This window comes from Micromonospora sp. ANENR4 (assembly GCF_015354395.1).
Classification (GTDB): domain Bacteria; phylum Actinomycetota; class Actinomycetes; order Mycobacteriales; family Micromonosporaceae; genus Micromonospora; species Micromonospora aurantiaca.
The window spans coordinates 24285-47494 of the sequence record NZ_JADKYQ010000009.1 but is presented as its reverse complement, the minus strand read 5'-3'; the positions used below and the strand labels follow the sequence as shown (position 1 = coordinate 47494).

Below are 23210 nucleotides of genomic sequence, written 5' to 3'. Positions count from 1 at the left end.
CGGGCCGTTGCCCGCCGCGGGAGGCGGTTGCTAGCGTGTGCGCGGCGACGATCGAGCGTCTCCGCTGTCTGTGAGCCCGGCAGGTGTGCCATGCGCGTTCGCGACCGGTTGACCGCCGTCGTCGTCACGCTGGCATTCGTCCTGGCCGGACTCGGAGCGGCAGCCGCACCCGCCGTCGTCGCACCGGCCGCCGCCGCGCCGGCCACTGCCTCCACGAGCGGGACGAGCCCGGCCGCGCTGCGTACCGCGTACCCCGGAATCTCCTGGTCGGAGCTTGCCGCCGGGCCGTGGCACGACCACAGCGACGGCCTCGGCTACGCCGACGGGCCGGACGACCTGACCCCGGCCGCGCTCCCGCGCGTGGCCGGCCCGGCCGTGCCGGAGCCCGTCGTACCAGCGCCCCGGCCGCAGGTCGTGCCGCTGCCGCCGTGCGGCCCGCTCGCCGCGCGCGCCCCGCCGGCCGCCTGAGCCGCACCGAACCCGCAGCCCGCACCGGGACGCGCGCTCGCGCCGCACCGGACACCGCCGCGTCGACCCGGCGGTCTCCGCCGCGAGCTGCCGTCCGCCGGTACGGCGGCGCGCCTCACGCCGCCGGGCCGCCTCGGGTTCGTCCCGGGTCCGCCGTCCGCACGCGTGCCCGCATCGGAGGCCCCGCCCCCTCTTCCTCCGGGGGACGGGGCCTTCGTCACGCTCACGCCTCGGTGCGCACCTCGGCGAAGTGGCAGGCGCTGGGGTGCGGGTCCGCCGCGCGGGGTACCGCCTGCGGGTCCTGCGTCGCGCAGACCTCCTCGGCCTTCCAGCAGCGGGTCCGGAAGTGGCAGCCGGACGGCGGCTCGGCCGGGCTGGGCACGTCGCCGGTGAGCCGGATGATGGTCCGCCGGTCGCGGGCCTCCGGGTCGGGCACCGGCACCGCGGACAGCAGCGCCTGGGTGTACGGGTGGGTCGCGCGCTGGTAGATCTGCTCCTCGGTGCCGATCTCCACGATCCGGCCCAGGTACATCACCGCGACCCGGTCGGAGATGTGCCGCACCACGGACAGGTCGTGGGCGATGAAGATGTACGACAGCCCCAGCTCGTCCTGGAGCTGTTCGAGCAGGTTGATCACCTGGGCCTGGATGGACACGTCCAGGGCCGACACCGGCTCGTCGCAGACGATGATCTCGGGCCGCAGCGCGAGCGCCCGGGCGATGCCGATGCGCTGCCGCTGACCGCCGGAGAACTGGTGTGGGTAGCGGTTGACGTGCTCCGGGTTGAGCCCGACCACGTCCAGCAGCTCCTGCACCCGCTGCCGCCGGCTGCGCTTCGGTGCCGCCTCCGGGTGGATCTCGAACGGCTCGCCGATGATGTCGCCGACGGTCATGCGCGGGTTCAGCGAGGTGTACGGGTCCTGCATCACCATCTGCATGTTCCGCCGCAGCCGGCGCAGGTCGGCACCGGTGGCCCGGAGCAGGTCGCGCCCCTCCAGCGTGACCCGCCCGGCGGTGGGCGTCTCCAGGCGCATGAGCAGCCGGGCCAGCGTGGACTTGCCGCACCCGGACTCGCCGACCACGCCGAGCGTCTCACCGCGCCGCAGCTCGAACGAGACGCCGTCGACCGCCTTGACCTGGCCGATGGTCTTCTTGAACAGCACGCCCTGGCTGATCGGGAAGTGCTTGACCAGGTGGTCGACGGCGAGGATCGTCTCGCCGCGCACCTTGGCGGGTTCAGCCGTCGCGGTCATCGTGCACCTCCTGGGCGAAGTGGCACGCGCTGGTCCGCCCGTCGGCGAGCACCAGGTCGTGCGGCACCTCGTCCACACAGACCGGCTGGACGTACGGGCACCGGGGGTGGAACGGGCAGCCGGACGGGATCGCCATCAGGTTCGGCGGCAGGCCGCGGATGCTGGACAACGCCTGGCCGCGCACGTCCAGGCGCGGGATCGACTCCAGCAACCCCTTCGTGTACGGGTGGGCGGGCGCCCGGTACAGCGCGTGCACGTCGGCGTGCTCGACGATCCGGCCCGCGTACATGACCGCGATCCGGTCCGCCACACCGGCGACCACGCCCAGGTCGTGGGTGATGAGGACGAGCGCCATGCCGAGGTCCCGCCGCAGGTCGGCCAGGAGGTCCATGATCTGGGCCTGCACGGTGACGTCCAGCGCCGTGGTCGGTTCGTCGGCGATCAGGACCTTCGGGTCGAGCGCCAGCGCCATCGCGATCATGACGCGTTGCCGCATGCCGCCGGAGAACTGGTGCGGGTGGTCGCCGAGCCGCTTCGCCGCGGCCGGGATCCGGACCAGGTCCATCAGCTCGACGGTGCGCCTGCGCGCGTCGGCCCGCGACATCCCGGCCCGCTCGCGCAGCGACTCGCCGATCTGCCAGCCGACCGGGAAGACCGGGTTCAACGCCGACAGCGCGTCCTGGAAGATCATCGCGATCTCGGCGCCGCGGATCTGCCGGCGCTCCTCCTCCGGCCGGGTGAGCAGGTCCCGCCCCTGGTAGAGGATCTGCCCGGCGCGCACGTACGCGGGCGGGGTGTCCAGGATGCCCATGATCGCCTGAGCGGTGACGGACTTGCCGGAGCCGGACTCGCCCAGCACCGCGAGCGTCTCACCGGCGTCCAGGTGGTACGTCACCCCGTTGATCACGCGGGCCACGCCCTCCCGGGTGCGGAACTCGACGTGCAGGTCCCGTACCTCCAGCAGGTGCCCGCCGGGCGGGGTGGGTGAGGCCGGCGTGGGCCGGACCGACGACTGGGTCATGGGTTGTCACCGCAGCTTCGGGTCGAAGGCGTCGCGGATCGCGTCGCCGAGCATGATGAAGGCGAGCACGGTCAGGGCGAGGAACGTCGACGGCACGATCAACGGCGTCGCCGACTCACGCATGTGCACCCGGCCGGCGTCGATGTCGATGCCCCAGGAGATGGTCGGTGCCTTCAGGCCGATGCCGAGGAAGCTCAACGTCGCCTCGGCCGCGATGAACGACCCGAGCGCGATGGTGAGCACCACGATGGCCGGGGCGAGCGCGTTCGGCAGGATGTGCCGCCACATGATCCGGCCGTTGCCGGCCCCGAGCATCCGGGCCGCCGCCACGTAGTCCTGCTCCCGGGCGGTGATCACCGAGGAGCGGACCACCCGGGCCGCGGTGGTCCAGCCGAGCAGCGCCAGGACGAGGATCACCGCGAACAGGCGTACCGTCTCGCCGCTCGTGCTGACGCGCTTGAGCAGCACGATCGCGGCGAGCAGCAGCGGGATGCCGAGCACGATGTCGATCACCCGGGACAGCACCGCGTCGACCCACCCGCCGAAGTAGCCGGCGACCATGCCGACGACGAGGGCGATCACGCCGGTGATCAGCGCGGAGAACGCGCCCACGAGCAGCGAGGCGCGGGCGCCGTAGACCGCGCGGGCGAACGTGTCGCAGCCCTGGAAGTCGTACCCGAAGATCGCCCCGCCGGACGGCCCGGCGTGCTGCCGCGACAGCACGCAGTCGCGTGGGTCGTTGGCGGCGAACAGCCCTGGTGCCACCGCCATCGCGGCGACCAGCACCACCAAAAGCAGGCTGATCCAGAAGACCGGGTTGCGGCGCAGGTCCCGCCAGGCGTCACCGGCCAGGCTGCGGGCCCGGTCCGGCCGCCCGGCCCGGCCGGGTGTGCCCGGTTCGCCGGAGACACCGCGCCGTGCGGCCTGGTTCTCCGTCGCCGCCACCGTCTCGAAGTCACTCATAGCGGATCCTCGGGTCGAGTACGGCGTAGAGCACGTCCACCACCAGGTTGGACAGCAGGTAGACCACGACGAGCACGCTCACGATGCCGACCACCAGGGGGCCGTCCTCGGTGCGGATGCCGCGGAACAGGTTGAAGCCGACGCCCGGGACGTTGAACACGCCCTCGGTGATGATCGCGCCGCCCATCAGGTTGCCCAGCTCGACGCCGAGGAAGGTGACCACCGGGATGAGCGAGTTGCGCAGCACGTGCACGCCGACGATCCGGCGTCGCCGCAGGCCCTTGGACCGGGCGGTCCGGACGTAGTCGGCGCGCAGGTTCTCGGTCACCGAGGTGCGGGTCAGCCGCAGCGCGGTGGCCAGGGACAGCGAGCCGAGCACGATGCCGGGCAGCAGCAGCGCGTAGAAGGACGGCTGGGCGCCGGCCGTGGGCGGGAAGACCGGCCACCGGACGCCGAGGAAGTACTGCGCCAGCGGCGCGAGCACGATGGTGGGGATGCCGAGCACCAGCAGCGTGAGCACGAGCGTGGCGTGGTCGAACACGCCGGAGCGCCGGATCGCCGCGATCACGCCGGCGGTGACTCCGAAGATCACCGTCACGGCCATCGCGATGACGGCGAGCTTCACGGTGACCGGCCAGGCGGCGGCGAGGATGTCGCTGATCTGCCGCCCGGTCAGCGACTGCCCGAGGTCACCCTGGACCAGACCGCCCAGGTAGTCGAAGTAGCGGTAGAAGAAGCCGCCGACACCCGTCGCGTCCAGGTGGTACTTCTCGGTCAGGTAGGCCCGCTGCGCGGCGGTCACCGGCCGCTCCCCGGCGAGGGCCTGGATCGGGTCTCCCTGCCCGGCGAACATCAGCGCGTACACGATCAGCGTGGTCCCGAAGAAGGCGAGGACCATCTGGAGCAGCCGCCGCAGGATGAACCGGAACATGCTGGCAAGTCTGCCGAAAGCGGCCGAAATGCGTGCCAATGCGAGGGCCGGGCCACCCGGTGGGGGTGACCCGGCCCGTCAGCGGGGTGTCAGGCGCGTTCGATCTTCAGCAGGTCCACCCGGTCGAAGAGGTCCACGTGGACGTTCTTGACCTTGGTCGAGTGGCCGAAGTTGTTCTGCCCGTACCGGAGCGGGATTACCGGCATGTCCTGCGCGAGCAGGTCCTCCGCCGCCTGGTACTTCTTGATCGCCTCGTCCTCGGTCGCCGCGCGGGCGCCCTCGGCGAGCAGCTTGTCGAACTCCGGGTTGCTGTAGCCGTAGTAGTTCGACGAGCCGGTGCTGCTGTACAGCGGGCCGAGGTAGTTCTCCATGGACGGGTAGTCCATGACCCAGCCCATCCGGAACAGGCCGACCGGCTGCTTCTGCTTGACCTTGGTCAGCAGGTCCGCGAACTTCGGCTCGGCGGTGCCCACGCAGTCCACGCCCAGGTTGGCCTTGAGCTGGTTGCAGGTGGCGTCGATCCAGTCCTTGTGGCCGCCGTCGCCGTTGTAGGACAGCTCGATCTTCTTCGGGCCGCCCGCGGCCTCGTACATGGCCTTGGCCTTGACCGGATCGAACGCGCCCGCCGTACCGATGGTGTTCTCCCGGTAACCGGCGACCACCGGCGAGACGAACGAGCGGGCCGGCTGCTGCGAGTCCTTGAAGATCGACTTGGTGATCTCGTCCCGGTCGATCGCCATCGAGATCGCCTTGCGCACCTCGGGCTTGCTGAACTCCTCCTGGAACGTCGGGAAGGCCAGCACCTGCAGCGACGAGGCCGGGCTCTGCTGGAAGCGGTCGCCCAGGTCGGTCGCGGCGGTCGACAGGTTCTCGGTCGGGATTGTCTTGATCACGTCGAGGTTGTCCGACAGCACGTCCGCGTACGCAGCGGTCGGCTGCTGGTAGATGCGGAACTCGACGCCGCCGACCTTGGGCTGCTGGCCCGGGAACGCGTCGTAGCGCTCCACCTCGACCTTGGCGTCGTGCTGCCAGCTGCCCTTCATCTTGAACGGGCCCTGGCCGATCGGCGCCTGCTCGTAGCCTTCGGCGAGCACGCCCGGCGCGGAGAAGGCCGCCTTGGGCAGCGGGTAGAAGGCGGTGTAGCCGAGCATGGACTTGAAGTCCACGTACGGCTGGCTGAGCGTCACGGTGAAGGTCAGGTCGTCTACCTTCTTCAGCCCGCTCATCGTCGTCGCCTTCGGGCTCTCGCCCTGGAGGTCGTCGTAGCCGGCCACCTTCTCGAAGAAGTAGCTGGAGTTCTGGCCGTTCGGCGCGTACGCGCCGTAGTTCCAGGCGTCGATGTAGTTGTCGGCGATGACCTTCTCGCCGTTGTGGAACGTGTAGCCGGGCTTCAGCTTGATCGTCCAGACCTTGTTGTCGGACGTCGTCACCTCCTCGGCGGCCACCTCGTGCGGCTTGTTCGCCTCGTCGTAGTCGACGAGCGGGCTGAACAGGGCCGACAGGACCTGGGAGCCGCTCGTCTCGTTGGTGTTTGTCGGCACGAGGTGCTGCGGCTCGGCGATCTCGATCCGCACGGCCGCGTCGGAGTCGCCGGCACCGCCGCCGCCACCGCCCGAGCCGCAGGCCGTCAGGCCCAGCGTCACCGCGAGCGGGAGCGCGGCCCAGGCCGCGAGCCTACGAACACGCATTGGGGGTCTCCTCATCTCCTCACGCTGCGCGGTCGTCCCGGCGCTGGGTGACTCTGCGCAACGAGCGGTAACGGTAGGTCGCGATCCGGCTCGTCGACAACTATTGCGTGGTCAACTGATGACGGATCGTGTTCGACGAGCCTTGTCGCTGCTGCCCGCGCGTGCTAAAACCCGCTTCTAACTGGTCTTTTATTCACCCTCAATGGTCCGATCGGGGCCCGGTCGAGCGCGTCTGCGACGTCCGGCCTGCCTGTCCGGTCCCTGCCTGTCCGGGTGTGTCCGGGCAGCCACGTCGCAATGGCTGGTCACTCTCCGTGATTCAGGGCACGTTGCGGAGCGTGATCGTCGGCTGTCGTCGTCCGGGCCTGCCCGCGGGCGTGAGACGATCACGGCGTGACGGCGACGATCCTGGACGGCAAGGCCACCGCGGCGGAGATCAAGGACGAGCTACGAGCCCGGGTCAAGGCGCTCGCGGAACGCGGCATCACCCCCGGCCTGGGCACCGTGCTGGTCGGGGAGGACCCCGGCTCCCAGGCGTACGTCAACGGAAAGCACCGCGACTGCGCCGAGGTCGGCATCGCCTCGCTGCGGGTCGCGTTGCCCGCAGACGCCACCCAGGAACAGCTCGACGCGGCGCTGGCCGAGCTGAACGCCGACCCGGCCTGCCACGGCTACATCGTCCAGCTGCCGCTCCCCGGTCACCTCGACACCCAGCGCGCGCTGGAGTCGATCGACCCGGACAAGGACGCCGACGGGCTGCACCCGGTCAACCTGGGCCGGCTCGTCCTCGGGTACGACGCGCCGCTGCCCTGCACCCCGCGCGGCATCGTGGAACTGCTGCGCCGGCACGACGTGCCGCTGCGCGGCGCGAACGTGGCTGTCGTCGGCCGGGGCAACACGGTCGGCCGCCCGCTGGGCCTGCTGCTCACCCGGCGCAGCGAGAACGCCACAGTGACGCTCTGCCACACCGGCACGCTCGACCTGGCCGCGCACACCCGCGCCGCCGACGTCGTCATCGTGGCTGCCGGCGTGCCCGGGCTGCTCACCGCCGACATGGTCAACCCGGGTGCGACGGTGGTGGACGTCGGCATCACACGGGTCATCGGTGAGGACGGCAAGGGCCGCTACACCGGCGACGTGGACCCGGAGGTGGCCGAGGTCGCCGGCAAGCTGGTGCCGATGCCCGGCGGCGTGGGTCCGATGACCCGGGCGATGCTGCTGACGAACGTGGTCGAACGGGCCGAGCGGGCGGGCTGACACCCACCCAGGTCATAACCGTCCGCCCCTGACCTGATCGGTGCCAGGATGGCTGATACGGTCCGGAAAACCGACTGGTATCAGGGAGTGGGACGACCATGGGTAAGAAGGTCACTGTCGTCGGCGCCGGCTTCTACGGCTCGACCACCGCACAGCGCCTGGCCGAGTACGACGTCTTCGACACCGTCGTGATCACCGACATCGTGGAGGGCAAGCCGGCGGGTCTCGCGCTCGACCTCAACCAGTCCCGCGCGGTCGAGGGCTTCGAGACCAAGGTCGTGGGCGTCACCACCGGCCCGAACGGCGAGGGCTACGAGGCCATCGAGGGCTCGGACGTCGTCGTCATCACCGCCGGCCTGCCGCGCAAGCCGGGCATGAGCCGGATGGACCTGCTGGAGACGAACGCCAAGATCGTCCGGCAGGTCGCCGAGAACGTCGCCAAGTACGCCCCGAACGCCGTCGTCATCGTGGTGTCCAACCCGCTCGACGAGATGACCGCGCTGGCCCAGCTCGCCACCCAGTTCCCGAAGAACCGGGTGCTCGGCCAGGCCGGCATGCTGGACACCGCCCGCTTCACCAACTTCGTCGCCGAGGCGCTGAGCGTACCGGTGAAGTCGGTACGGACCCTGACGCTCGGCTCGCACGGCGACACCATGGTCCCGGTGCCGTCCAAGAGCACCGTGAACGGCAAGCCGCTGCGTGACGTCATGCCGGCCGAGCAGATCGAGGAGCTGGTCGTCAAGACCCGCAACGGTGGCGCCGAGGTCGTCGCGCTGCTCAAGACCGGTTCCGCGTACTACGCCCCGTCCGCCGCCGCGGCCCGGATGGCGAAGGCAGTGGCCGAGGACTCCGGCGACGTCATGCCGGTCTGCGCCTGGGTCGACGGCGAGTACGGCATTTCCGGCGTCTACCTGGGCGTCGAGGCCGAGATCGGCGCCGAGGGCGTGAAGCGGGTCGTCGAGACCGACCTGGACGCCGACGAGCTGGCCGCGCTGAAGGAGGCCGCCGAGGCCGTCCGCGCCAAGCAGGGCGACGTCGCCAGCATGTGACCCCCGTCCCATCGCGCAGAGGGCCCGCCGGCTTCCGCCGGCGGGCCCTCTGCCGTCCGACCCGACCCCCCCCACCCCGTCGATCATGAAGTTGGCGGCGGAAATGGAGATCGACAAGGCGGTCAACTTCATGATCGACCGGGGGTGGGTGGGGGTGGGTGGGGGGTGAAGGGTGCGGTCAGGTGGGGGGTCGCCAGGGTGGCGGGGGAGAGGGTTGTCAGCAGGGTCGTGCGGGAGTGGCGGGCTTCGTCCGGGTCCACCTCGTGGGCGTACGCCAGCTCCGGGTCGACCAACTGGATCGCGTGCACCAGCAGGTCGCCGGTGATCAGGAGGCGCTCGTCGTCCGCCTCGACCAGCACCGACTGGTGACCCGGCGTGTGGCCGGGCGTGTGCAGCAGCCGTACCCCCGGGGTGAGGGGCGTCTCGCCGTCGACCACCCGCAGCCGGCCGGCGGCGCGCAACGGCGTCAGCAGCCGGGCCGGCAGCTCCGGGTGGAACAGCTCCAGCGCGTCCAGCTCGGCCCGCTGGATCAGGTGATCGGCGTTCGGGAACAGCGCGCCGGCCCAGCCCACGTGGTCGGTGTGCAGGTGGGTGAGGACCACTGTGCGGACGTCGGCCGGGTCGATCCCGGCTTCGGCCAGCTCGGCCGGCAGCCGGCCCGGCACCGGCGCCCAGCTCGCGGCGAGCGAGTCGGCCGGGCCGATGCCGGCGTCGACAAGCGTGACCGGCCCGTGGCCGGACCGCACCGCGAACGCGCGGAACCGTAGCCACCACCTGCCGTCGTCGGTGACGGCACCAGGATCGAGCCGGTCGGCCGCCGCCCAGTGCGCCTGGGTGGCACCGGGAAACGCCTCGCCGCGGGGCTGGAAGAAGGGCCCCTCGCCGTCGGAGAGCGCGGTGACCGTGATAGACCCGATGGTGCGGCTGTGCGGCATCGGACGATGATGCCAGCGGGCCGAGGCGCGGCGCAGCCCGCTTTTCCGGCGGTCCACCCGGGCCGCCTGGGGACTGCCGGTCAGTTTCCAGTACGCTCGTACTGCTTGAGCACGTGTCCCCCGAGAGGAGCGCCGGCCGATGGCGAAGATCAAGGTAAACAACCCGGTCGTGGAGATCGACGGCGACGAGATGACCCGGATCATCTGGAAGCAGATCCGGGAGCAGCTGATCCTGCCCTACCTCGACGTCGACCTGCACTACTACGACCTGTCGATCCAGCACCGTGACGCCACCGACGACCAGGTCACGGTCGACGCCGCCAACGCCATCAAGGAGCACGGCGTCGGCGTCAAGTGCGCCACCATCACCCCGGACGAGGCCCGGGTGGAGGAGTTCGGCCTGAAGAAGATGTGGCGGTCGCCGAACGGCACCATCCGCAACATCCTCGGCGGCGTGGTCTTCCGCGAGCCGATCATCATGTCGAACGTGCCGCGGCTCGTCCCGGGCTGGACCAAGCCGATCATCATCGGCCGGCACGCGCACGGAGACCAGTACAAGGCCACCGACTTCGTCGTCCCCGGCCCGGGCACGGTGACCATCACCTACACCCCGGCCGACGGCGGCACCCCGATGGAGATGGAGGTCGCCAACTTCCCCGGCGGCGGCATCGCCATGGGCATGTACAACTACGACGAGTCGATCCGGGACTTCGCCCGCGCCTCGTTCCGGTACGGCCTGGACCGCAACTACCCGGTCTACATGTCCACCAAGAACACCATCCTCAAGGCGTACGACGGCCGGTTCAAGGACATCTTCGCCGAGGTGTTCGAGAACGAGTTCAAGGCCGAGTTCGACGCCGCCGGCCTCACCTACGAGCACCGGCTGATCGACGACATGGTCGCCGCCGCGCTCAAGTGGGAGGGCGGATACGTCTGGGCGTGCAAGAACTACGACGGTGACGTGCAGTCCGACACCGTCGCGCAGGGCTTCGGCTCGCTCGGCCTGATGACCTCGGTGCTGCTCTCCCCGGACGGCCGCACTGTCGAGGCGGAGGCCGCGCACGGCACCGTCACCCGGCACTACCGGCAGTACCAGAAGGGCGAGAAGACCTCGACCAACCCGATCGCCTCGATCTACGCCTGGACCCGGGGCCTGGCCCACCGGGGCAAGCTGGACGGCACCCCGGCGGTCACCGAGTTCGCGAACACGCTGGAGAAGGTCATCGTGGACACCGTCGAGGGCGGCCAGATGACCAAGGACCTCGCGCTGCTCATCTCGCGGGACGCCCCGTGGCTGACCACCGACGAGTTCATGAACGCGCTCGACGAGAACCTGGCGCGCAAGCTCGCCGCCTGATCACTCCCGTCGATCACCACGGAGCCCGCCGGCACGTGCCGGCGGGCTCCGTCGTGTCCGGGTTCGGTGCGTCACCGGGTCCGGGCCGGGCTCGTTGTACCGGGTGGACGCGATGCCAGTCTCGTCCAGCCGTCCCTTCCCTTGCGGGGGGCCCTGGCCCTGTCCCGGGCCCCCCGCGCCCTGTTGCGGGACCCGCGCGCCCGGGTCAGGCGGTGCGGAGCAGCTCGGCGGCTCTCTCGGGGGCGATGTCGTTGATGAACACGCCCATGCCGGACTCCGACCCGGCCAGATACTTCAGCTTGTCCTTGGCCCGCCGGATGCTGAACAGCTGAAGGTGCAGGTGGCCCAGTTCCCTGTCGATCCGTACCGGCGCCTGGTGCCAGGCCGCGATGTACGGCATGGGCAGATCGAACAGCCCGTCGAAGCGGCGCAGCAGGTCCAGGTAGAGCGGCCCGAAGGCGTCCCGCTCGGCGTCGTCGAGCGCCGGGATGTCCGGCACCGGCCGGTGCGGCGCCACGTGCACCTCGAACGGCCAGCGGGCCGCCGCCGGGACGTACGCGGTCCAGTGCTCGTTGCTCGCCACCACCCGCTCCCCGGAGGCGCGTTCGGTGGCCAGCACGTCGGCGTAGAGGTTGCCCCCGGTGCGGTCGGCGTACCGCCGGGCGGCGGCCAGCATGGTGCGGGTGCGCGGCGTGACGAACGGGTACGCGTAGATCTGCCCGTGCGGGTGGTGCAGCGTCACCCCGATCTCCACGCCCCGGTTCTCGAACGGGAAGACCTGCTCCACGCCGGGCAGCGCGCTCAGCGCCGTGGTGCGGTCGGCGAGCGCGTCGAGCACCGTCCGGACCCTGCGCGGGGAGAGCCGGGCGAACGAGGCGTTGTGGTCGTCGGTGAAGCAGACCACCTCGCACCTGCCGCGCCCGGGGCGTACCGGGGTGAACGGCGTGATCTCGGCCGGTTCGTCGGCCACCCGCTGGCTCAGCGACGGGAACCGGTTCTCGAACACCACCACGTCGTAGTCGGGCGCCGGGATCTCGCTGTGCCGCTCGCCCCGCGACGGGCAGAGCGGGCACTGGTCGGCCGGGGGCAGGAACGTGCGGGTCTGCCGGTGCACCGCCACCGCCACCCACTCGTCGGTCAGCGGGTCGTACCGCAGTTGCGAGGCGGGCGGGGGAGGGGGCAGGTCCCGCCGGTCCGGCTGGTCGCGGACCGCGTCGTCCCGCTCGTCGAAGTAGATCAGCTCGCGGCCGTCGGCCAGCGCGATCTGCGTACGCTTCACTCCGCCCCCCTCGTCGTGGGCACCGTCACCAGCTCACCCACCCTGTCGTCGAGTACCCGTCGGGCCTCGGGTGCCAACCGGTCGTCGGTGATCAGCACGTCCGCCGCGTCCAGCGGCACGATCGACGAGATGCCGACGGTGCCCCACTTGGTGTGGTCGGCGAGCACCACCAGGCGGTCCGCTGCGGCCACGAGCGCCCGGTTCGTGTCCGCCTCCATCAGGTTGGGCGTGGTGAAACCGGCCCGTTCGCTGATCCCGTGCACGCCCAGGAAGAGCAGGTCCAGGTGCAGCGCGGCGATCGCGGCCACGGCGAGCGGACCGACGAGCGCGTCCGACGGCGTGCGGACGCCGCCGGTGAGCACCACCGTCTGGTCCGGCCGGCCACCGACGTGCAGGGCCTCCGCCACCGGAAGCGAGTTCGTGACCACGGTGAGGCCGGGCACGTCGACCAGTCGCCGGGCCAGCTCGGCGGTGGTGGTGCCGGCGGACAGCGCGATGGCGGCGCCGGGCCGGACCAGTCCCGCGGCGTGCTCGGCGATTGCGGCCTTCTCGGCGGACTGGCGGACGGACTTGGCGTGGAAGCCGGGCTCGTCGGTGGAGCCGGGACCGGCCGGTGTCGCGCCGCCGTGCACCTTGGCGAGCAGGCCCGCCTCGTGCAGCGTGTCCAGGTCGCGCCGGATGGTCATGTCGGAGACGCCGAACTCGGCCGCCAGCTCGGTGACCCGGACGCCACCGGCGCGGCGCAGTCGTTCCAGGATGGCCGTCTGCCGCTGCCGCGCCAGCATCCCCGGCTCACCTCCGCGCCTCACCGACTCACGTGGGCACTCCACGCGGTCGAACGTGTTCCAACAAAGACGAACACTACCGCGCAGCTACGCCTATGCGAAACCGCCGCCGTCCGGAAGGCCGGACGGCGGCGGTCGAGGTGCTCGCAGGCCGGACGCGTCCGGCGTCAGGAGATCAGGCGGGCTGGAGGCGGGGCTCCACCCAGCCGGTCTCGGTGAGGTGCTCCATCACCTTCCCGATGGCCTCCTCGACGCTCAGATCCGAGGTGTCGACCACCAGGTCGGCGTCGGTGGGCTCCTCGTACGGGTCGTCGATGCCAGTCATCCCGGTGATCAGGCCGGCCCGGGCGCGGGCGTACAGGCCCTTGCGGTCGCGCTGCTCGCAGACCGCGAGCGGCGTCGCCACGTGGACCAGCAGGAACCCCGCCCCGGCCGTCTCGGCCATCTCCCGGGCGGTGGCGCGAGCCGCCGCGTACGGCGCGATCGGGCAGCAGATGCCGACGCCCCGGTGCCGGGCGATCTCCGCCGCCACCCAGCCGATCCGGCGGACGTTGAGATCCCGGTCGGCCTTGCTGAACCCCAGCCCGGCGGAGAGTTCCCGCCGCACCACGTCGCCGTCGAGCAGCGTGATGGTGCGGTCGCCCTGCTCGCGGAGCACGTCGGCCAGCCCGCGCGCGATGGTCGACTTGCCCGAGCCGGACAGGCCGGTCAGGAAAATCACCAGGCCCCGGTGCCGCCGCGGCGGGCGCGCCCGGGACAGTTCCTTCGCCACCGCCGGCGGCGTGTGCCACTCGGGCAGCGGGAAGCCCCGGTCCAGCAGGTCGTCGATCTCCCGCGTGCTCAGCGCCAGCCGCCGGTTGCGCGGCGGGATGTCCTCACGCCAGCGCCACTGCCCGTCCCGGTTGTCGTAGGCCAGCTCGCGGGGCACCAGCACGCGCAGGCCGGCGCCGGAGAGCATGCCCTCGGTGGACAGCAGGTGGGTCACCCCGTACGCGGCGGCGACCCGGGCCCGCAGCAGCGCGTCGCTGATCTCGTCGCGCCGCCGGGCCAGCGGCACCGCCACCAGCGTCGCCGGGGGCATCCGGTCGCGCGCGGCGAACACGCTGCGCACCAGCGCCTCGGCCGGCAGCCCGGCGATCGACTCCTCGCCGATCGGGATCATCACCAGCAGGTGCGCGCCGAGCGTACGGGCCGCATGCGCGATCTGCGCCAGCTGCGGCCGGTGCAGCGGACGGTCGGCGAACACGCCGAGCACCCGGCCCGGCGGCAGCAGTCCGCGTACCTCGTCGGGGCCGCGCCGCAGCCGCTGGAACGGCCCGTGGCCGCCGTCGCCCAAGCGGCGCACCGCGCCACCGACACCCACCATGCCCTCGCGGCCCGGCCAGACGTCGGTCACGTCCATCGCCGCCACCGGTGCGCCCTCACCGTCGGTGAGCACCACCGCGCGGCGGGCCGGGTCGGCCGGGTCCAGCCCGTCGGCGAGCGCCGCCGGCACCTGGAGCGTCACCGGCACCGGCCACGGCGTGCCGTCGGCCAGCCGGCCGCGCCGGTTCAGCGAGGCCAGGTCGGCCCGGCTCATGAAACCGGTGAGCGGTGCGTACGCCCCACTCAGCAACAACTGGAGATCGGCCAGCTCAGCGGGTCTGGGCGCGTACGACGGCGCATCCCGCAGAACGTCCTCGGGCAGCAGCCACCCGTTGCTCATCGAACCCCCAACTCACCGGCCGGCACACAGTTTCGCAGCCCACCGGCGATCGGTCGAGAGCGCCACCCGGCCTCCCGGTGATCGCGTGTCCGGCGACGGTGCCGAGGGCGAACCGGGGTCATCGAATCCTAACGGCGAGCGGCGGCCGGCCGATCGTGCGAACGGCTGCCGGCGCGCGCCGACCGGCCGAGCGCGCGGTCCCGGATCCGCCGGACCGCGCGACGGATCCGGGACGGGAGCCGGCGCGAGTCCTCCACCCGGGGCGGGCCGCCGTCAGCCGCGCAGCGCACCACGAGCGGCAGGCGGACGTCCGGCGCCCAGCCGGCCTGGATCACCCGGGCCCGGACCTCCCAGGTGCCCCGGGTCCGGCCACCGTTGAGTTCCGCGAAGTCGACGCTGGCGGTGCTGCGGTGGCGCACCTCGCCGGTGTCGGCCCGCTCGGTGGTGGCGGCCACCGGCAGGAAGAACTCCTCCCGGGTCTCCCGCCGGCGGACGACGACGTCGGTCCGCGCCCCGCCGGCCCGCATCACGACCCCGGCCGGCACCGCGTCGGCCACCGGGAGCACCGGCAGCCCCTGGTCGTCGAAGCGCAGCGGCTCGTCACCGGCGCGCAGGTGGGCGTCGACGGTGACGGTCAGCGTCCGCCCCTGGACCCGCCATCCGCCGACCGAGACGTGGGCCCGGACGCTCACCTCCCACTCCGCCAGCCGGCGCAGGTCCGCCACCCGGCCCTGCGCGGCGAGGTGCGCGATCACCTGGAACATCGGCGGCAACCCGGCGACCGCCTCCGGCGTGAAGCGCTCCTCGACGAGCCGGCCCACCTCGCCGGCCACCTGATCGGCCCACTGCTCCGGTGCGCTCAGCAGGGTCTGCCCGCGCAGCCGGCTCAGCATCTCCTTGCGCAGCCAGCGCCGCTGCAGGCGGAGGCGGGTCGCGACGGGCGACCGGTTCGCGTCCACGATGTCCAGCGCCTCCCGCAGCGCCGCGTAGTACTCGGCCGGGTCCATCCGGGTGGCGGTGACGTTGCCCGCGTCCGCCCGGCGGACGTGGTGGTAGCAGGGGTGATCGGCCAGTACGCAGACGCGCCCCGCAAGCAGGTAGGCCGCCGCCATCAGCCGGTGGTCCTCCAGGCGGCGCGGGTGGCCTTCCGGGAACCGCAGCCCGTGCCGGTCCAGGAAGGACCGCCGGAACAGCGCGTGGCAGGTCATGCTGTCGGCCAGTGGCGCGTTCGCCAGCGTGACGCCGAACCGGTTCTCCCGGAACAGCTCCCGCGGTACGCCCCGCCGGTGCCCGATCATCCGCCCGATGACGATGTCCGCGTCGTGTTCCCGGGCACAGGCGTGCAGGCGGGCCAGGGCCTCGTCGCCGAACCAGTCGTCGTCGTCGGCGAAGAAGACGTACTCGCCACGCGCCTGCTCCAGCCCTCGGTTGCGCGGGTGCGACGGCCAGCCCGAGTGCTCCAGGTGCAGGACCCGTACGTGCGGGTCGGCGGCGGCCAGCTCGTCCAGGCGCTGCGGGGTGCCGTCGGTCGATCCGTCGTCGGCGAAGATCACCTCGTACGAACCGGGCGGCAGCCCCTGCTTCGGCAGCGAAGCGACGAGCGGATCGAGGTTCGCGCCGCAGTTGTACGTGGGCACCACCACGCTCACCATGGTCCGGTCCGTACCGTCGGTCATGCCGCCCCCCGTCGAGTCGCCTCACCCGGTGGCAGCATCCCGGAGCGGTCGCCACCCCGCTACCCCGTTCCCGCCACCTAGGGGCTGCGAGGGCCGAGGATCAGGGGATCGCAGGGGTCAGGAGCGGCTCCGGCGAGGCGCCGGAGTTCTACGCTGAACGGCGTGACACTGCTCGCGACCGAGTCGCTGACCAAGACGTACGGAGGCCGGGTCACCGCGTTGGCCGACCTCACCGTGTCGGTCGAGCCGGGGATCATCGGGCTGGTGGGCGCGAACGGCGCCGGCAAGTCCACTCTGATCAAGATCCTGCTGGGTCTGCTCCCGCCGACCAGCGGCCGGGTACAGGTGCTCGGCCTCGACCCCACCACCGACCCCGCCGCGGTCCGTGCCCGGGTCGGCTACATGCCCGAGCACGACGCCCTCCCGCCCGACCTGTCCGCCGCCGAGCTGGTCACCCATCTGGGCCGGATCAGCGGGCTGCCGCGCACCGTCGCCCGGGAACGGGCCTCCGAGGCGCTGCGCCACGTCGGTCTGCACGAGGAGCGGCACCGGGCCGTCGGTGGCTACTCCACCGGCATGAAGCAGCGGGTCAAGCTCGCCCAGGCGCTCGTACACGATCCCGATCTGCTGTTGCTCGACGAGCCGACGAACGGCCTCGACCCGGCCGGCCGGGACGCCATGCTCGCGCTGATCCACCGGATCGGCACCGAGTTCGGCATCTCGGTGGTGGTCTGCTCGCACCTGCTCGGCGAGGTGGAGCGGATCTGCGACACGCTCGTCGCCATCGACGGCGGCCGGCTGCTGCGCGCCGACCGGGTGTCCGCCATGACCACCGCCACCGACGTGCTCGCCGTCGAGGTGAGCGAGGGCACGGACGACCTGGCCGCCCGGCTCGCCGCGCTCGACCTGCCGGTGACCCGCGACGGGCGACTGCTGCTCGTCCCGCTCGCCGACGACGCCACCTACGACCAGATCCTCGGCGCGGTCGCCGAGCTGGACCTGCCGCTGCACCGGCTGGACCAGCGGCGGCACCGGGTGGCCGAACTCTTCGCCGCGAGGGAGCCCAGCCATGTCTGACGCGACCGGGGTCATCCACGACATCGGCTACCAGCGCTACACCGGCCCGCGGCTCGGCCGCCGGCAGGTCTTCGGCGCGCTCTACCTGCACGGCGTGCGTACCGTCTTCGGGCTGGGCCGCAGCGCCAAGGCCAAGATCTTCCCGTGGCTCGTCGTCTCCGTGGTGACAGTGGTGGCCGCCGGGGTGACCGCGGTGCGCAGCCAGATCGGCGAGGTGGTGATGACGTACGCCCAGTTCGCCGACGCGATGAGCTGGCTGGTCATCTTCTTCGCCGCGGTGGCCGCGCCCGAGCTGGTCTCCCGCGACCTGCGCAGCGGCGTGCTGCCGCTGTACTTCTCCCGGCCGCTGCCGCGCGGCGACTACGCCCTGTCCAAGCTGCTGGCGCTCGTCACCGCGCTCTGGCTGCTGCTCGGCGGCCCGCAGCTGGTGATGTTCCTCGGCGCCGCGTTCACCACGAAGCGGGGTATCGGCGGGGTGTGGGACGAACTGCTCGACCTGCTGCCCGGGCTGCTCTACGCCGGGCTGTGGGCGGTGGTGTTCGCCTCGATCGCCCTGCTCGTCGCCTCGCTCACCGGCAAGCGCGCGTTCGCCGCCGGCGGCATCGTGGCGGTCTTCCTGATGACCACGCCGGTCGTCGGCGTGCTGTCCATCCTGCCCTCGCAGACGATCAACGAGCTGGCCTTCGTGGCCTCCCCGCCGACGCTCGTCGGGGGCGTGGGCAACTGGGCGCTCGGCGACCGGCTGACCCAGGGACGGGGTGGCATGCCGATCGGCGACTTCGGGCCGGTCTACGCCGTGGTGGCCGTACTGCTGGTCGCCGCCTGCGTCAGCCTGCTGCTCCTGCGATACCGGAAGGTGGCCGCCCGATGACGGCGATCAGCACCCAGTCGACGGCCGGCGCGCCCGCCGCCGCGACGAGCACGCTCGACCTGGCCGGTGTCTCCCGCTGGTACGGCAACGTGGTGGCGGTGAACGACGTCACCATGCGGCTCGGCCCCGGCGTGACCGGCCTGCTCGGCCCCAACGGCGCCGGCAAGACCACGCTGCTGCACATGATGGCGGGCTTCCTGTCCCCGTCGCGGGGGACCGTGACGCTGGACGGGGAGCCGACCTGGCGCAACCCCGCCGTCTACCGGCGGCTCGGCCTGGTCAGCGAGCGCGAGGCGGTGCACACGTTCCTCAGCGCGTACGAGTTCGTGCTCGCCAGCGCCAAGCTGCACCGGCTGCCCGACCCGGAGGCCGCCACGAAGCGGGCGATCGAGCTGGTCGAGATGGAGGACGCGCAGACCCGGCGGATCGGCACCTACTCCAAGGGCATGCGGCAGCGCACCCGGGTCGCCGCCGCGCTCGTGCACGACCCGCAGGTGCTGCTGCTCGACGAGCCGTTCAACGGGATGGACCCGCGCCAGCGGCTGCACATGATGGCGCTGCTGCACCGGCTCGGCGACGCGGGGCGGACCATCCTGTTCAGCTCGCACATCCTGGAGGAGGTCGAGCAGGTCTCCGGCACGGTCCAGGTGATGGTGGCCGGCCGGCTCGCCGCCTCCGGCGACTACCGGACCATCCGCCGCCTGATGACCAACCGGCCGCACGTGTTCGCGGTCCGCTCCACCGACGACCGGGCGCTGGCGGTGGCGCTGATGGCCGAGGCGTCGGTCTCCGGCGTCGAGCTGGGCCGTACCGGCCTGACCGTCAAGGCCGGCGACTACGGCGCGTTCACCCGGGCACTGCCCCGGATCGCGCTCCGGCACGGCATCCGGGTCCGGCAGCTCCTGCCGGAGGACGAGTCGCTGGAGAGCGTCTTCTCGTATCTGGTGGAGGCATGATGTCGACAGTCACCTGGATCACCGCGCGTGGCCTGTTCGGCCGGAGCCGGTTCCTCATGCTGCTGCCGTTGCCGCTGGTCCTGATCGGCCTGGCAGTGCTCTGCCGGTCGCTCGGCGTCGACCCGGGCCAGTGGGGCCCGCCGGTGCTCGTCGGCCTCGGCCTCGCGGTGGTGCTGCCGGTGGTGGCCCTGATCGTGGGCACCGGCGTGCTCGGCGCGGAGATCGACGACGGTACCGTCGTGCACATCCTCACCAAGCCGCTGCCGCGCTGGCAGATCGTGCTGCCGAAGCTGGCGGTCGCGGCCGGCGTCACAGCGGTCACCGTCGGCGTCCCGATCTACGTCGCGGGCGTGCTCGCCGATTCGGTACGCCTCGGACTCGCTCTGGTCGCCGCCTCGGCGGCGGGCGCGCTGGCGTACTCGGCGCTGTTCCTGGCGCTGAGCCTGGTGACCCGGCGGCCGGTGCTGCTCGGCCTGGTCTACGTGCTGATCTGGGAAGGGCTGCTGGGCCGGTTCGTCGGCGGCACCCGGGTGCTGTCGATCCAGCAGTGGGTGATCGCCCTGGCCGACCGGATGGCGCCGACGCCGCTGCTCGGCACCACCGTCTCGGTGCCGGTCGCGGCGGTGCTCACCGCCCTGGTGGCGGTCGGGTTCACCGTGCTGGCGATCGACCGCCTGCGCTCGTTCAACGTGGCCGGCGAGACGAGCTGAACTGCGGGGCGGAACCCGTTCTCCGGTACGAGCGCCGGAAAACGGGTTCTGCCCTGCCGTGTCCGGTCTGTTAGTTTGCGGCGGCTACGAACACCGACACGGGGAGACACATTGCGTTCGGCTCGACTCGCCCTGCTGGCCCCAGCCGCGGTGGCGCTGATCGTCATGTCCGGCTGCGACGGCGGCGACGACAAGCCCTCGGCCGGGCCGGCGGCGCCGTCCGTACCCGCCGCCACCTCCGTGCCGCCGGTGACCCCGGCGCCGGCGGGCCTCGACGAGGCCACCAGGAAGACCTGCGCGACGGCGGAGAAGGACATCACGGCCGCCCTGAAGGAGGTGGCCGAGGCGGAGAAGATCGGCCCGCCGGCCGGCCACTCGGCGGTCAGCGCCCAGTACTCGGCGGGCGCGGCCACGCTCTACACGCACGCCTTCACCAGCAGCGACGAGGTGAACGCCGCGGTGAAGGGGGTCGCCACCGCCATGACCGACCTCGCCGACACCTGGGCCAAGGCGCCGGGTAAGGCGCCGAGCAAGGCGGATCTCACCGCCGCCCGGGACAAGCTCAAGGCGGCCTGCGCGGCTGACTGAGGCATGCACCGCCGAGGGGCGGCCGGCGTCACGCCGGCCGCCCCTCGCTGTCAGAACGCGCAGGCGACGACCAGTTCGGTGGTGCGGTCGGGCAGCAGGTCCAGCTTCGCGATCCGGCCCGCCGCGCGCAGGTCGTCGGCGACGGTGCCGAGCTGCTCCAGCACGGCTGCCGGCCCGAGCGCCTCGGCCAGCGGCACGTCCGCCTTCATCGACAGCTTCCGTTCCGACTTGGCGCGGCGCACCTGACCCAGCGCGTCAGCGGCCAGCCGCAGCAGTTCCGGGTCACCCGGCGCCTCCATCGCGCGGCCCACCTCGTACGTGGTCGGCCACGGCGCGCGGTGCACCGACCCGTACCGCCACCACGACCAGACCTCCTCGGTGACGAACGGCAGCACCGGCGCGAACAGGCGCAACTGCACCGACAGTGCGGTCGCCAGCGCCGCCCGGGCCGAGTCGGCGGCCGGCCCGGTGCCGTAGGCGCGTTCCTTCACCAACTCGATGTAGTCGTCGCAGAACCGCCAGAAGAACGCCTCCGTGGCCATCAGGGCGGCCGTGTGGTCGTACCCGTCGAAGGCGGTGGTCGCGGTCGCGACCACGCCGGACAGATCGGCGAGCATCGCGGTGTCGAGCGGTTGGGTCGCCGCGGCCCGCAGTTCGTCGGCGGCACCCAGCCCGAGCGCGAACCGTGACGCGTTCAGCAGCTTGGTGGCCAGCCGGCGCCCCACCTTGACCTGGGCCGGGTCGAAGGCGAGGTCCATGCCCGGCTTGCCGTTGGCGGCCCAGTAGCGGACCGCGTCGGATCCGTTCTGCTCCAGCAGCGCCATCGGCGTGACCACGTTGCCCTTGGACTTCGACATCTTCTTGCGGTCCGGGTCGAGGATCCAGCCGGAGAGCACAGCGGTGTGCCACGGCAGCGTGCCGTGCTCCAGGTGGGAGCGGGCCACCGTGGCGAACAGCCAGGTCCGGATGATGTCGTGCCCCTGCGGGCGCAGGTCCATCGGGAAGACCCGGGCGAACAGGTCCGGGTCGGTCTCCCAGCCGCCGACGATCTGCGGGGTCAGCGACGAGGTGGCCCAGGTGTCCAGCACGTCCGGGTCGCCGGTGAAACCGCCCGGCTCGCCGCGCTGCGACTCCTCGTATCCGGGCGGCGGCTCGCTCGTCGGATCGATCGGGAGCGTCGCCTCGTCCGGTGTGAGAGGGTGGGACCAGTCCGGCTCGCCAGTGTCGTCGAGCCGGTACCACACCGGCACCGGCACGCCGAAGAACCGCTGCCGGCTGACCAGCCAGTCACCGGTGAGGCCGCCCACCCAGTGCTCGTAGCGGTGCCGCATGTGCTCCGGCACCCAGCGCAGCTCCCGCCCCCGGGCCAGCAGATCTTCGCGCAGGTCCGCGTCGCGGCCGCCGTTGCGCAGATACCACTGCCGGGTCGAGACGATTTCCAGCGGCCGGTCGCCGCGCTCGTAGAACTTCACCGGGTGGGTGATCGGGCGCGGCTCGCCGACCAGGTCGCCCGCGTCCGCGAGCAGCTCCACGAGCGTCCGCCGGGCGCCGTTCACCGTCTGCCCGGCCAGTGCCGCGTAGGGCTCCGCCGGCACGCCGGTCGGCGGCTCCGGCAGCAGGCGTCCGTCCCGGCCGATCACCACGCGGGTGTCCAGCCGCAGCTCACGCCACCAGGTCACGTCGGTCAGGTCACCGAACGTGCAGACCATCGCGATGCCCGTGCCCTTGGCCGGGTCCGCCAGCGGGTGCGCGCGCACCGGCACCTCGACCCCGAACACCGGGGTACGCGCAGCGGCGCCGACCAGGTCCGCGTACCGCTCGTCGTCGGGGTGGCAGACGAGCGCCACGCAGGCCGGCAGCAGTTCCGGGCGGGTGGTGTCGATCAGCACCTCGCGGCCGTCCGGTCCGGTGAACCGCAGCCGGTGGTACGCGCCCGGCCGCTCCCGGTCCTCCAGTTCCGCCTGCGCGACGGCGGTGCCGTACCCGACGTCCCACAGCGTCGGCGCCTCGGCCTGGTACGCCTCACCCCGGGCCAGGTTGCGCAGGAACGCGCGCTGGCTGGCCGCACGGGCCGCCGACCCGATCGTGGTGTACGTCAGCGACCAGTCCACCGACAGCCCGAGCCGCCGCCACAGCGCCTCGAACGCCTTCTCGTCCTCGACAGTGAGCAGTTCGCACAGCTCGATGAAGTTGCGCCGGGAGATCGGCGTCGGGTTCTTCCGGGCCGCGTCGTCCACAGGTGCGGCCGGCGGGCGCCAGCCCCCGTCGTACGGCAGCGCCGGATCGGGGCGCACGCCGTACACGTTCTGCACCCGGCGTTCGGTGGGCAGCCCGTTGTCGTCCCAGCCCATCGGGTAGAACACGGTCCGCCCGCGCATCCGCTGGAACCGGGCCACCGTGTCGGTGTGCGTGTACGAGAAGACGTGCCCCATGTGCAGCTCGCCCGACACGGTCGGCGGGGGAGTGTCGATCGCGTATACGTCCGACCGCTCCTTCGTGCGGTCGAACGCGTACGTGCCGTCGGACTGCCAGCGGCGGGCCCAGGTCTCCTCGAGGCCGTCCAGGCTCGGACGCTCGGGGACGCCGCCGCGGGCGCTCCTCGTGGTGTCGGTCATCAGCCGATGGTAGGCAGCGCGCCCGTC

Annotated in this window: 20 protein-coding genes; 9 read left to right on the top strand and 11 right to left on the bottom strand. The window is 72.2% G+C overall.

Going from position 1 to position 23210, the window contains the following annotated elements; translation table 11 throughout:
* Nucleotides 1–90 precede the first annotated feature (90 nt).
* A complete protein-coding gene (locus IRY44_RS17010) occupies nt 91–468 on the top strand; it encodes a hypothetical protein (protein WP_194801344.1) in 378 nt (125 codons plus the stop codon).
* Between the two features lie 223 nt (nt 469–691).
* On the opposite strand, the gene IRY44_RS17005 is transcribed toward IRY44_RS17010, so the two are convergent.
* The 5 genes from IRY44_RS17005 to IRY44_RS16985 all read right to left on the bottom strand — a co-directional run bounded on the left by IRY44_RS17005 (nt 692) and on the right by IRY44_RS16985 (nt 6323).
* A complete protein-coding gene (locus IRY44_RS17005) occupies nt 692–1720 on the bottom strand; it encodes an ABC transporter ATP-binding protein (protein ID WP_194801343.1) in 1029 nt (342 codons plus the stop codon).
* The gene (locus tag IRY44_RS17000; protein ID WP_194801342.1) at nt 1704–2741 is read right to left on the bottom strand and encodes an ABC transporter ATP-binding protein; all 1038 of its coding nucleotides are present in this window, start codon (nt 2739–2741) and stop codon (nt 1704–1706) included. The genes IRY44_RS17005 and IRY44_RS17000 overlap by 17 nt, the downstream gene beginning before the upstream one ends.
* 6 nt (nt 2742–2747) lie before the next feature.
* On the bottom strand, nt 2748–3704 hold the full coding sequence (locus IRY44_RS16995) for an ABC transporter permease (protein WP_187691290.1): 957 nt from the start codon (nt 3702–3704) through the stop codon (nt 2748–2750).
* A complete protein-coding gene (locus tag IRY44_RS16990; RefSeq protein WP_194801341.1) occupies nt 3697–4635 on the bottom strand; it encodes an ABC transporter permease in 939 nt (312 codons plus the stop codon). The genes IRY44_RS16995 and IRY44_RS16990 overlap by 8 nt, the downstream gene beginning before the upstream one ends.
* Nucleotides 4636–4724: 89 nt before the next feature.
* Entirely contained in the window at nt 4725–6323 is a 1599-nt protein-coding gene (locus tag IRY44_RS16985) for an ABC transporter substrate-binding protein (protein ID WP_194801340.1), read from the bottom strand.
* 393 nt (nt 6324–6716) lie between these two features.
* Here IRY44_RS16985 and IRY44_RS16980 point away from each other — a divergent pair, with 393 nt between their 5' ends.
* Together IRY44_RS16980 and mdh are read left to right on the top strand one after the other, a co-directional pair.
* Complete coding sequence (locus IRY44_RS16980; RefSeq protein WP_194801339.1) at nt 6717–7580, top strand: bifunctional methylenetetrahydrofolate dehydrogenase/methenyltetrahydrofolate cyclohydrolase; 864 nt, start codon at nt 6717–6719, stop codon at nt 7578–7580.
* 98 nt (nt 7581–7678) lie between these two features.
* Nucleotides 7679–8629 (top strand): malate dehydrogenase, encoded by a 951-nt coding sequence (mdh, locus tag IRY44_RS16975; RefSeq protein ID WP_194801338.1) that lies wholly within the window; start codon nt 7679–7681, stop codon nt 8627–8629.
* Nucleotides 8630–8757: 128 nt separating this feature from the next.
* On the opposite strand, the gene IRY44_RS16970 is transcribed toward mdh, so the two are convergent.
* Complete coding sequence (locus IRY44_RS16970; RefSeq protein WP_194801337.1) at nt 8758–9564, bottom strand: MBL fold metallo-hydrolase; 807 nt, start codon at nt 9562–9564, stop codon at nt 8758–8760.
* A gap of 139 nt (nt 9565–9703) precedes the next feature.
* Between IRY44_RS16970 and IRY44_RS16965 the strand changes: the two genes are divergently transcribed.
* Entirely contained in the window at nt 9704–10921 is a 1218-nt protein-coding gene (locus tag IRY44_RS16965) for an NADP-dependent isocitrate dehydrogenase (protein ID WP_120573189.1), read from the top strand.
* 205 nt (nt 10922–11126) lie between these two features.
* Here IRY44_RS16965 and galT read toward each other — a convergent pair whose 3' ends face one another.
* The 4 genes from galT to IRY44_RS16945 form a co-directional block, all read right to left on the bottom strand.
* Nucleotides 11127–12200 carry a galactose-1-phosphate uridylyltransferase gene (galT, locus tag IRY44_RS16960; RefSeq protein WP_194801336.1) on the bottom strand — a complete coding sequence of 358 codons (1074 nt, stop codon included), beginning with the start codon at nt 12198–12200 and terminating at the stop codon, nt 11127–11129.
* Entirely contained in the window at nt 12197–12985 is a 789-nt protein-coding gene (locus IRY44_RS16955; protein ID WP_194801335.1) for a DeoR/GlpR family DNA-binding transcription regulator, read from the bottom strand. The genes galT and IRY44_RS16955 overlap by 4 nt, the downstream gene beginning before the upstream one ends.
* Nucleotides 12986–13160: 175 nt before the next feature.
* Nucleotides 13161–14690: an adenylyl-sulfate kinase gene (gene cysC / locus IRY44_RS16950; RefSeq protein WP_194801334.1), complete on the bottom strand. Its 1530-nt coding sequence runs from the start codon at nt 14688–14690 to the stop codon at nt 13161–13163.
* Between the two features lie 128 nt (nt 14691–14818).
* On the bottom strand, nt 14819–16366 hold the full coding sequence (locus tag IRY44_RS16945) for a glycosyltransferase family 2 protein (protein WP_194801333.1): 1548 nt from the start codon (nt 16364–16366) through the stop codon (nt 14819–14821).
* A gap of 162 nt (nt 16367–16528) precedes the next feature.
* Here IRY44_RS16945 and IRY44_RS16940 point away from each other — a divergent pair, with 162 nt between their 5' ends.
* The 5 genes from IRY44_RS16940 to IRY44_RS16920 all read left to right on the top strand — a co-directional run bounded on the left by IRY44_RS16940 (nt 16529) and on the right by IRY44_RS16920 (nt 20568).
* Nucleotides 16529–17443: an ABC transporter ATP-binding protein gene (locus IRY44_RS16940; RefSeq protein WP_194801332.1), complete on the top strand. Its 915-nt coding sequence runs from the start codon at nt 16529–16531 to the stop codon at nt 17441–17443.
* Entirely contained in the window at nt 17436–18314 is an 879-nt protein-coding gene (locus IRY44_RS16935; RefSeq protein WP_194801331.1) for an ABC transporter permease, read from the top strand. Before IRY44_RS16940 ends, IRY44_RS16935 begins: the two co-directional genes overlap by 8 nt.
* Nucleotides 18311–19270 (top strand): ABC transporter ATP-binding protein, encoded by a 960-nt coding sequence (locus IRY44_RS16930; protein ID WP_194801330.1) that lies wholly within the window; start codon nt 18311–18313, stop codon nt 19268–19270. The genes IRY44_RS16935 and IRY44_RS16930 overlap by 4 nt, the downstream gene beginning before the upstream one ends.
* Complete coding sequence (locus IRY44_RS16925; RefSeq protein ID WP_194801329.1) at nt 19270–19980, top strand: ABC transporter permease; 711 nt, start codon at nt 19270–19272, stop codon at nt 19978–19980. The genes IRY44_RS16930 and IRY44_RS16925 overlap by 1 nt, the downstream gene beginning before the upstream one ends.
* 150 nt (nt 19981–20130) lie before the next feature.
* On the top strand, nt 20131–20568 hold the full coding sequence (locus IRY44_RS16920; RefSeq protein WP_194801532.1) for a hypothetical protein: 438 nt from the start codon (nt 20131–20133) through the stop codon (nt 20566–20568).
* Nucleotides 20569–20618: 50 nt separating this feature from the next.
* On the opposite strand, the gene valS is transcribed toward IRY44_RS16920, so the two are convergent.
* On the bottom strand, nt 20619–23183 hold the full coding sequence (gene valS / locus IRY44_RS16915; protein ID WP_194801328.1) for a valine--tRNA ligase: 2565 nt from the start codon (nt 23181–23183) through the stop codon (nt 20619–20621).
* Between the last annotated feature and the right edge of the window lie 27 nt (nt 23184–23210).